Annotated in this window: 8 protein-coding genes and 1 tRNA gene; 3 read left to right on the top strand and 6 right to left on the bottom strand. The window is 61.3% G+C overall.

Features of this window, described 5'->3' with window-relative positions:
* Positions 1-189: 189 nt before the first annotated feature.
* The 3 genes from NKH22_RS24285 to NKH22_RS24295 all read right to left on the bottom strand — a co-directional run bounded on the left by NKH22_RS24285 (position 190) and on the right by NKH22_RS24295 (position 1,986).
* Positions 190-777 (bottom strand): GNAT family N-acetyltransferase, encoded by a 588-nt coding sequence (locus NKH22_RS24285; protein WP_023752650.1) that lies wholly within the window; start codon positions 775-777, stop codon positions 190-192.
* A 132-nt stretch (positions 778-909) separates the two neighbouring features.
* Positions 910-1,179: a 50S ribosomal protein L27 gene (rpmA, locus tag NKH22_RS24290; protein WP_015315190.1), complete on the bottom strand. Its 270-nt coding sequence runs from the start codon at positions 1,177-1,179 to the stop codon at positions 910-912.
* A 99-nt stretch (positions 1,180-1,278) separates the two neighbouring features.
* Entirely contained in the window at positions 1,279-1,986 is a 708-nt protein-coding gene (locus tag NKH22_RS24295; protein ID WP_023700236.1) for a 50S ribosomal protein L21, read from the bottom strand.
* 368 nt (positions 1,987-2,354) lie between these two features.
* On the opposite strand from NKH22_RS24295, the gene NKH22_RS24300 reads away from it, so the two are divergent.
* Positions 2,355-2,444 (top strand) — tRNA-Ser (locus tag NKH22_RS24300).
* A 140-nt stretch (positions 2,445-2,584) separates the two neighbouring features.
* Here the strand turns inward: NKH22_RS24300 and NKH22_RS24305 are convergent.
* Positions 2,585-4,564 carry a putative bifunctional diguanylate cyclase/phosphodiesterase gene (locus NKH22_RS24305; protein WP_352596748.1) on the bottom strand — a complete coding sequence of 660 codons (1,980 nt, stop codon included), beginning with the start codon at positions 4,562-4,564 and terminating at the stop codon, positions 2,585-2,587.
* A gap of 267 nt (positions 4,565-4,831) precedes the next feature.
* On the opposite strand from NKH22_RS24305, the gene NKH22_RS24310 reads away from it, so the two are divergent.
* Positions 4,832-5,878 (top strand): class I SAM-dependent methyltransferase, encoded by a 1,047-nt coding sequence (locus tag NKH22_RS24310; RefSeq protein ID WP_023684116.1) that lies wholly within the window; start codon positions 4,832-4,834, stop codon positions 5,876-5,878.
* A 276-nt stretch (positions 5,879-6,154) separates the two neighbouring features.
* On the opposite strand, the gene NKH22_RS24315 is transcribed toward NKH22_RS24310, so the two are convergent.
* The gene (locus NKH22_RS24315) at positions 6,155-7,048 is read right to left on the bottom strand and encodes an SDR family oxidoreductase (protein ID WP_352911302.1); all 894 of its coding nucleotides are present in this window, start codon (positions 7,046-7,048) and stop codon (positions 6,155-6,157) included.
* Positions 7,049-7,174: 126 nt separating this feature from the next.
* Between NKH22_RS24315 and NKH22_RS24320 the strand changes: the two genes are divergently transcribed.
* Positions 7,175-8,113 (top strand): AraC family transcriptional regulator, encoded by a 939-nt coding sequence (locus NKH22_RS24320; protein ID WP_352911305.1) that lies wholly within the window; start codon positions 7,175-7,177, stop codon positions 8,111-8,113.
* Between the two features lie 769 nt (positions 8,114-8,882).
* Here the strand turns inward: NKH22_RS24320 and NKH22_RS24325 are convergent.
* The gene (locus NKH22_RS24325; protein ID WP_023822425.1) at positions 8,883-9,035 is read right to left on the bottom strand and encodes a hypothetical protein; all 153 of its coding nucleotides are present in this window, start codon (positions 9,033-9,035) and stop codon (positions 8,883-8,885) included.
* Positions 9,036-9,224 lie beyond the last annotated feature (189 nt).

Genomic DNA, 9,224 nt, shown 5'->3' on the forward strand with positions numbered 1-9,224 from the left:
TGAGTCCGATCCACAACCAACGTTGCCAAACCTGTCGTTTGGAGGCACGCGCTAGGTGTGTTGAGATTCAGGTCAGGCCGAGCCGAAAACACTGGTTTTCGAGAACCGGAGCGGAGCGTACTTAAGTACGTGCACCGGAAGCGCATAAACCCGCGTTTGCAGGCCGGCCTCACCTGAATATCAAAACACCTAGAAATGCACCCAGTTTCGAAGACTGATCCAGGTCTTTCTGTCCAGCCGGTACCGCTCGACCGGCACCTGGCCGGCGACGATCGAGTTCAGCATGCCCTGGCCGGCATACTGGAAGCCGCATTTGTGGATGACGCGGCGCGAGGCCGGATTGATCACCCGCGTCGAAGCCTGCAGCACCTGGATCGACGTCCGTTGGAAGGCGAGGTCGACCAACGCATGCGCGGCCTCCGTCGCATAGCCGCGCTTCCAATAGAGCTCGCCGATCCAGTAGCCGAGTTCCAGCCCGCGATCGGTCATGTTGAGGCCGGCGCAGCCGACGAAAATGTCGGTGCCGGCGAGCGTCAGGGCGTAGGCGATGCCGGCCCGGCGCGACCTGGTCATGGCCAGGAAGGCGCGTGCCTCGGCCTCGCCATAGGGGTGCGGCATGCGGGCCAGCATCTCGGCGACGTGACGGTTGCCGGCAAGCTCGACCAGTTGCGCGATGTCGGCTTCACACGGGGCGCGCATCACCAGCCGCTCCGTGGCCAGCACCGGGCAATCTATCGCGTAACTTTCGTCTTCGGTGTCTTCCGCTTCGGCAACCATTCGACGTCCTCCAGGCAAGAAAAAAGGGGAGATGGAAAACCCATCTCCCCTGATCCTTTTCCTGGCTCCATTCACTGGTTTGGCCAGACACCGGTTCCCGAGATGGGCGCCGGTTTTATAGTGCGGAACCGGCTACTCCGCGGCTTTGGTAATCGGGTTGACCGATACGTAGGTTCGGCCGTTGGCTTTTTTGTTGAAGGTGACTGCGCCGGTCTCGAGCGCAAAAAGGGTGTGGTCCGTGCCCATGCCGACATTGACGCCGGGATGCCAGGTGGTGCCGCGTTGACGGATGATGATGTTGCCCGGGATGACGGCTTCGCCGCCGAACTTCTTCACGCCCAGACGCTTGGAATGCGAGTCGCGACCGTTGCGCGACGAGCCGCCAGCTTTCTTGTGTGCCATCTAACTAACTCCGATGCGCCCTGGGGCGCTTGAATGGTCTTATGAACGCGTTCGCGTTCCGTTTCAAGTCCGATCCGGCGACCTTGTCGCCGGTTCGTTTTACTTCTTCGCCAGTTCCTTGGCCTGCTCGCGCCAGTCGTTGATCTGGTCGGTGCTGAAGGGCATGTGCGCGTCGATCTTGGCCACGTCCTTGTCCGACAGCTTGGCAAGCTGGGCGAAGGTGGTGATGCCCTGCTCGTGCAGCTGGCCGGCGGCAACCGGGCCGATGCCCTTGATCACGGCCAAATCGTCCGGCTCGCCCTTCGGCGCCTTGAACAGCGGCGCGGCGACGGCGGTCTCCGTCTTGGCTTCATCCTTCGGAGCAGCCTCGGCTTTGGCTTCCTTCTTCGCCTTGGCTTCCTTCGGCGCGGCCTCAGCCTTCGCCTCGGGCGCTACGTCAGCCTTGACTTCCTTGGCTTCCACCTTGGCTGCGGCCTTCTTGGAAGGCTTGGCGCCACCCAGCAGGATCTCGGCGATCCGCACGGTGGTCAGAAGCTGGCGGTGGCCGATCTTGCGGCGCGAATTCTGCCGGCGGCGCTTCTTGAAAGCGATGACGGTGCGGTTCTTGCCCTGCTCGACGACTTCCGCCGTGACCAGAGCGCCATCGACGAACGGGGCGCCGAAGGTGACATTTTCGCCTTCGCCATGGGCGAGGACGCTGCCGATTTCGACGATATCGCCGACATTGGCTTCGAGCTTCTCGATCTTCAGGAGATCGTTGGCGGCAACGCGATACTGCTTACCGCCCGTTTTAATGACTGCGAACATTTTTTGCCTTTCGCTGTTCGGTCGGCCTCGATGAGCCGCGTCACGCGGTTCGGCCGTCTTTTGTCAGTCTGCGGGTTCGAAAAACAAGCGGCGTGGAAGAACCCTCCACGCCGATTGCGCGCTTCCCCTAACCGAAGGTTCGGTACGAGTCAAGGCAAACGGGCGGAATCCTTGGCCACGCCGCCTCCTTGCCGCCCCCGATCTCTCCGGTCGAGGACCGGTTGGCCCCATCTGCCGACGTGGCCGCAACGCAGCCCTCCAGACAGAGCCCGCACAGGAAGCTGAATTCCCCCGCGGATTTGGCCTTGTAACCTGCCCGCCCAGCCGTTATCTAGTGCGCCGCGCCGGCAACGGCCGACCATCACCGCGGAGAGGTGGCAGAGTGGTCGAATGCACCGCACTCGAAATGCGGCATGGGTGCAAGCCCATCGGGGGTTCGAATCCCTCCCTCTCCGCCACCCTACGCCCTGCGGGCTTCGGGTGGCAGGCCACCCGGAACCGCATCTGGGCGTAGGAGTGTCGCCCGAAGCTACGAAGTAGCGTAGGGGGACCGGAACGAAGCAGGATGCCCTCCGAAGCTTCAGCGAAGGGGCTGCCGCTAGGCAACAAGGCCTTGCCTCATTTGGTTTACCTCTTCGATCGGGACTGGATGCCCGGTGAGGAAGCCCTGCATCAAATTTACCCCCAGGCGCTGCAGCAATATGTACTGCTCCTCCGTTTCGACGCCCTCGGCGAGCACGACATGGCCGAGATTGCGAAGCAGCCCGACCATGTCCCGCAACAGGCTCAAGCCGCGAGAGGTCTGGCAATCGTGGAGGAAGCTGCGATCGATCTTGACCACGTCGAATTTGAAGCGGCGGAGCCATGTCAGGCCGGCAAATCCCGTTCCGAAGTCGTCCAGCCAGATCTGAACGCCGAGTTTTCGCAACCGCTCCACGTTTCTTACCGCTTGCGCCTCCAGAAAGATGTCACTGCCTTCGGTGATTTCGATGGCCAGTTTCTGGGGCGCAAGGCCGTGCCTGCCAAGGATCTCGGTGATCCGGAGTGAAAAGTTGGGAGCCTTGAGCTGAAGAACGGAGACGTTCACCGTCACGACCGAGCCCAATCCATATTCCGCCATGTCACCGCAGGCTCGATCGATCAGCCACGTACCCAGTTCCACGATCGCTCCGGTCTGCTCGGCAACGGGTATGAATACGGACGGACTGATCATGGTGCCGTCGAAGTCGCATACCCGCATCAGACTCTCGTGGCCCAGCACGCGTCCCGACGCCAGCTCGCGAATTGGCTGGTAAGCGACAGAAACGAGCTGGTTGGAAACTGCCACCTTCAGCAGTTCTGAAAGATTTTCGCCGGAGCGATCCTGGCTGGTGGCATGCGGGTCGTAAATCGTGAACGTAGCCCGACCGGCAAACTTGGACGCGTAGAGCGCGCGGTCAGCTTCCTGCAGCAGGATTCTAAGCTCTATGCTCTGATCGGCGCGCGTCAACGACGCCCCGGCACTGATCGTTACGATGTTGAGCTTGTCGCCCCGATCAGGGTGGTAGATATCCAAATCCTCTACAGCGCGACAGAATTTCTTCGTTATCTCATGAAGGTGAGCCCGCCCGGTGACCTTGCAGAGAATGACGAATTCTTCTCCGCCATAGCGGGCCGCGATGGCGTTGTTGGCAGCCGCCATCTCGGAGAGGACATGGGCGAGTTTGATCAGGCAATCGTCGCCGGCCTGATGACCAAGTCCGTCATTGAACCTTTTGAAGTAGTCGACGTCGATCAGAATGAGCCCTATCTCGTCGTCGTCCGCGGCCCAGTCTTCGCGCAGCTCCGAGAATTCTCGAATGATCGCCCTGCGGTTCTTCATTCCCGTGAGCGGATCGGTGTCGGCGATTTCGGTTAGCTTCTGCCCCTTCTTGATAGCAGCCTGCTCCTGGAACTGCGCCCGAAGCGCGTGCAGGAAGGTCTGGTACCGCTCCAGGCTCAGCCGCCACGAAAGATAAAGCGACAAGACGAGGCAGTTCACGAAATAGGCCGACAGCACGATGCGGCCGGCGATGTCGGCCTGAAGGGAGAACATCGCGGCGTACACAAAGCTTGCGGCGACCGTCGCGGAGGCAAGGGCTGAAAGCCAAAAACGGAAGTTGAAGAACAGATTCGCACCCAGGATGAACACTGTGCCAAAAACCATGAAATGGGAGAGGGCATCCTGATGCTCTGTTCCAACAGCGGAGACGAGCCACCCAAGGGCACCGGAGACAATCGCCAGCGCTGCTACAAGGTGCAAGGTGGCAAGGGCAAAGCCCCGTCGGGCGACAAATTCGACAAGCGCCAGGGAAGTGACCCCTAGCGTAACGCGCGTCAAAACAAGCCGGCCGGCGACATCCGGAAAGAGAAACCAATCGAAAAGGCCATAGGCCACATAGCTGAATACAGCAGCCGCAATACCCCATCGCACAAGACTGCGATTCTCATCGGCATCCTTCTGCAGGAACAGTGTCAGGAGTTCCGGATCGGCGGAATGCCACCGCGGACGTCCAATCGCTGCCGCCACCTTCTGGGCAACGTCCTCGCTCAGTTGCATCGCAACGCTCCTCCGCGATCTGCAGTAGCGAATGCAACAGCCGACGTCGCCTGCGGTCGGGGAATGAAGACGTCCCTGTCCGCAAGAAAAGTCAGATGTCGCTAACCGAGGGTAAACGGGCGGTTCGGATTTAGCCAGTTTGCAGGATTGATGGCCATTCCGTTGATTCAAATTTTACTAAAATTTTATTAAAATTGTTAGCATTGGCTGGCGGCGCACCTATGCTGCTGGCCGGGGACCGGGGCGGTAAACCGGAGAGTAAACGGCATGCCTATCAAGCCAAAACTGCAGCTCGACCAATACAGCCTGGTCACCACCAGGCTGATGAAGAAACATGTTGCGACCTCCGAAGAGGCGGCTGACTCCGACGAGTTGAGGGACAGCACGGCCCAGCTCGCCCTGATACTGGACCTTGCTCATCAAGCCTTTGCGCGAAACAAACCGGCCGCCCCCGTCGTCCATCGTTTGGCGGGGCGACTCCACAAGCTCCGCCGGCAGGTTGCTACCGCGGTTTGGCAGAAACTCGTTCCTTTGGCTCAGCAGCATCGGGTCGCGGAATATTTGCTCCAGGACCCGTTCACGCGGTGGTCGGTCGAAAAACCGCGCGGGTATTCGGGCGATGCAGGCCTGCTGGATATTTACTACAAGCATCCGATCGCCGACGAGATCGTGGCCTCGTCTACCTTACTTGGTCGGCAAATCTATGCGTACACCAGTGAAGCTGCCAGTTCGGTGGCGGGGCGCGAGCGGCGGGATATTCTGGCCAGGACCGTGGACGAGACGGCCAGCAGTGTGGAAAAGGCTGAGGTGCTGGCGATTGCCTGCGGCCACCTCAGGGAAGCCGAACGCTCCGACGCGTTGGCCAGGCATAAACTGCAGCGTTGGATCGGCCTGGATCAGGACCCCGTCAGCGTAGCCACGGTGAACCACGACTTTGCCGGCACGGCAGTCGAGGCAGTCCAGGGTTCCGTACGCGGCATCCTGCGCCGCGCCTACGCCCTTGGCACATTCGATCTCGTCTACGCATCGGGGCTTTACGATTACCTGCCGCGTGCCATCGGCGTCCGCCTGCTTCAAAGAGCCATGGAACTCGTCAAGCCCGGTGGCGAATTCCTGTTTGCCAATTTCAGCGACGAGATAACGACGGATGGTTACATGGAGACTTTCATGGATTGGCCGCTCATCCTACGTTCGGCCGACGATATGTGGGACATCATCAATGCCGCCCTCGGCGGGAGTCCTTTCGACGCGAAAGTCTACTATGGCTCGAACCGGAATATCGTTTACGGCAAGGTGAGGAAGGGCGATCTCTAACTAGGCGCGGGAATCGCGCGCGCATCCCCGTAACAAGGTAGGTCTGCCATGACGAGGCCATGCCTTCGCCGGCTTTCCGGCGACGGGCGAGCAGGTCGTCCGGGCTGCGGGCGGCCTACGCCGTGTTCGTTCTGCTTGCCGCCATACAGATGTGGCGGCGGTTCCAGCAGCACGACGGTGCTGCCCGCTCGGCGGGCTGCGTCTGGCCGTGTTGCTGGCACTGCCGCTGATCGCCAGGCTGTCGGTCGTGCAATGCAACGCGACTGGCCGGCCTGATCAGGCCTCGAAATAGCGGGCAGGATCGAGATCGGGGATGAGCCCCGGCCCGGTCGGCTGCCATCCCAGCGCAGTGCGGGTCTGCTCACTTGACGCCGACAAGTCCCTGCCGATGAAATGCCCGAGAAAGCCGAAATGCGCAGCCGCGTCCTCGGGGCCTATGGAAACGACCGGCAGGCCGAGCCGGCGGCCGATGATCTCGGCGATCTCTTTGCTCGCCACGCCCTGTTCGGCAACCGCATGATAGCTGACGCCGCCCGCCCCCTTCTCCACCGCCAGCCTGTACAGGCTGGCGGCGTCGAACCGGTGCACCGCCGCCCAGCAATTTGCGCCGTCGCCGACATAGGCCGAGAGGCCCTTTTCACGCGCAATGGCAATCAGCATCGGCACGAAACCGTGATCGCCCTCGCCATGGACGGTCGGCGCCAGCCGCACCGTCGATGCGCGCACCCCGCGCGCTGCGAGCGCCATGGCCGTTGCTTCCGAAGCGCGCGGCATGGCGGCCGATGGAGGCGCGGGTTTGTCGTCTTCGGTTGCCGGCCTTCCTTGCGCAAAACCGGCGAGGCCGGAGGTGACAAGCAGCGGCCGCTCGGAACCCTCGAGCGCCGCGCCGAGCGTTTCGATGGCGCGCTGGTCCGCTGCGCAACTGGCGGCGAATCTCGAAAAGTCGTGGTTGAAGGCCGTGTGGATGACGCCATCCGATTGGGCAGCGCCGCTGCGCAGGCTGTCGAGATCCTCGATATCGCCGCGATGCGCCTCGGCACCCGCGGCCACGATCGACTCAGCACCTGCTTCCGACCGCGCGAGGCCAAGCACCTGATGGCCCGCCCCGAGCAATTCCCTCACAACCGCCGAACCGACAAAACCGGTAGCCCCGGTAACGAACACACGCATGATGATTTCTCCTTGTTTTCGTCGATGACTGCACAAAGCAGCCGTTGCCGAAGGAGATAGAAGGTTGAGATCATACGATCTATGCGGTAAAATCCGAGATATCTTCGCAATCGTCCGAGAACCCTCATGGATCCGCTGTCAGACGCGCTGTCGCTGCTGAAGCCGCGCAATTACCTGTCCGCCGGCCTGGAAGCCGGTGGCGACTGGGCGATCCAGTTTCCCGACCAGCAGGCCGCCATCAAATGCGGCGCCGTGGTGTCCGGCCGATGCTGGCTGTCGGTCGAGGGCGTCCCTGACGCGGTGCGGCTGGACGTGGGCGACTGTTTCCTGTTGCCGCGCGGCCGCCCTTTCCGGCTTGCCAGCGATCTCGGCCTGACGACGGTCGATGCCCGAACGATCTTTTCACCGGCACGCACCGGCGGCATCACTGTCCATAATGGCGGCGGCGATTTCCTCCTCGTCAGCAGTCGCTTCACGCTGTCCGGCGACCATGCCGGCATCCTGTTGCGGATGCTGCCGCCCATCGTCCACATCCGCGCCGAGAGCGACCATTCGGCGCTGCGCTGGCCGGTGGAGCGGATGATGCAGGAATTGCGCCAGCGGCGTCCCGGCGGCTTTCTCATCGTCGAGCACCTCGCCCACATGATCCTGATCGAGGCCTTGCGCCTGCATATGACGGCGCAAGGCAATGTCGGCTGGCTGTTCGCGCTGACCGACAGGCAGATCGGCGCGGCGATCGGCGCCATGCACGAGGACCCGGCGCATGGCTGGACATTGCAGCAACTGGCGGGGCGCGCCGGCATGTCGCGATCGACTTTTGCGCTCAGATTCAAGCAGACGGTCGGGGCCTCACCCCTGGATTATCTGACGCGCTGGCGCATGATGCTGGCCGGCGACAGGCTGATGCATTCCGGCGATCCGGTTTCCGTCATCGCGCTGGCGCTCGGCTACGAATCCGAAAGCGCCTTCAGCACGGCATTCAAGCGCGTCATGGGCTGTTCGCCGCGCCAATACAGCCGCCGGGAGCCGGACCTGACTGCGCAGGCCGAACGCGAAGCCGCCTGAGGCGGCGATCCGATCGCCTTGATCACCTTGCCCTTAAAGGCTGAAGCGCGAACGAAACTCGGTGAACGACATCGCCAGATGGTTCTCGTCCACATGGCCGGTGATTCCGTCCACACTGCGCGAGTCGAGTTGTAGCGGGCGAGCCAGAGCGGACAATTGCCGAAGCCGCTCGGATTTCCCAGCGCGCTTCGACCGCTGCGGCCCTTCTGCTCAGATCGATCCCTTGCTTGCTCCATGGCATGCGCTTGACAATCGACTGATTCGCAACCCTTCGGGAATATAAGTATTTCAGTTAACTTAGGGATAATCGGCAGCAGGAACTAGATTTCAGACGCTCAATTGGCACGAGCAAAATCGCGTTTTTCATGCTTTCAGAATGACTTGCTCGCGTGCTGGCGGTTAACCGGCACCAACTTCTCCGATTTCCTTGCCTCTACGGCTGGGTAGCGCAATAGGGTTAATTGCGCGATTGCTAATATGCCTATATCTTAGGCGGCGCGGGGGGCCTCATATCTTCCCGCAGTGGCCGGTGCGGTGAAGCCCCACAAGCATGCCCAACCTGCACCGGCCATTCCCTATGGCTGGGTATGGTGTTCCCGCTCGGCAATCTTTTCCAAGAGCTTCCGTGAAGCCTCTAGGACGCGTCGCGTTTCGGCGATGGTCGATTGCAGGGAGTCCAGTTGGCTCTCCGCTCGGAGCTGGCTACGGCGGGCGCTTTCAATGAACTGGTGGTCAGGTTCCCACCGGTCTTTCATCGGGCTTAGCCTCTCTACAGACGAACGAACTTGTCGAGAAGCAGGCGTATCCGCTGGCCCTCAGCATAGGACAGCGCAAACGGTTCAATCACGAATGATCGGGTAATTTCCTGGTCTTCCTTGGCCACAGGAACGGACCATCCGCCGCCGGCTTCGACCACTTCCACGCAAGGCAATGCTTTGCGGATTGGACCCACGTTTCCACCACAGCCTCTATACGAAAAGCAATGGTAACCTCGAGTTTTATACTCCCGTCGAAAGCGGGTTTTCAGGTTGTGTGCGTCAAGTTCTGCAAAATGGGGCGGCCATGATGCTGGTCATGCGGCTTGGCGCAGAGCGAGCTTCTTGTGCTCGCG

The organism is Mesorhizobium sp. M1252 (assembly GCF_040318265.1).
Taxonomy (GTDB): Bacteria; Pseudomonadota; Alphaproteobacteria; order Rhizobiales; family Rhizobiaceae; genus Mesorhizobium.

What these genes read in the sequence shown, in the direction of transcription:
- NKH22_RS24285 (WP_023752650.1), bottom strand. Translation starts at nt 777, where the DNA reads ATGGTTGCCGAAGCGGAAGACACCGAAGACGAAAGTTACGCGATAGAT.
- rpmA (WP_015315190.1), bottom strand. Translation starts at nt 1,179, where the DNA reads ATGGCACACAAGAAAGCTGGCGGCTCGTCGCGCAACGGTCGCGACTCG.
- NKH22_RS24295 (WP_023700236.1), bottom strand. Translation starts at nt 1,986, where the DNA reads ATGTTCGCAGTCATTAAAACGGGCGGTAAGCAGTATCGCGTTGCCGCC.
- NKH22_RS24305 (WP_352596748.1), bottom strand. Translation starts at nt 4,564, where the DNA reads ATGCAACTGAGCGAGGACGTTGCCCAGAAGGTGGCGGCAGCGATTGGA.
- NKH22_RS24310 (WP_023684116.1), top strand. Translation starts at nt 4,832, where the DNA reads ATGCCTATCAAGCCAAAACTGCAGCTCGACCAATACAGCCTGGTCACC.
- NKH22_RS24315 (WP_352911302.1), bottom strand. Translation starts at nt 7,048, where the DNA reads ATGCGTGTGTTCGTTACCGGGGCTACCGGTTTTGTCGGTTCGGCGGTT.
- NKH22_RS24320 (WP_352911305.1), top strand. Translation starts at nt 7,175, where the DNA reads ATGGATCCGCTGTCAGACGCGCTGTCGCTGCTGAAGCCGCGCAATTAC.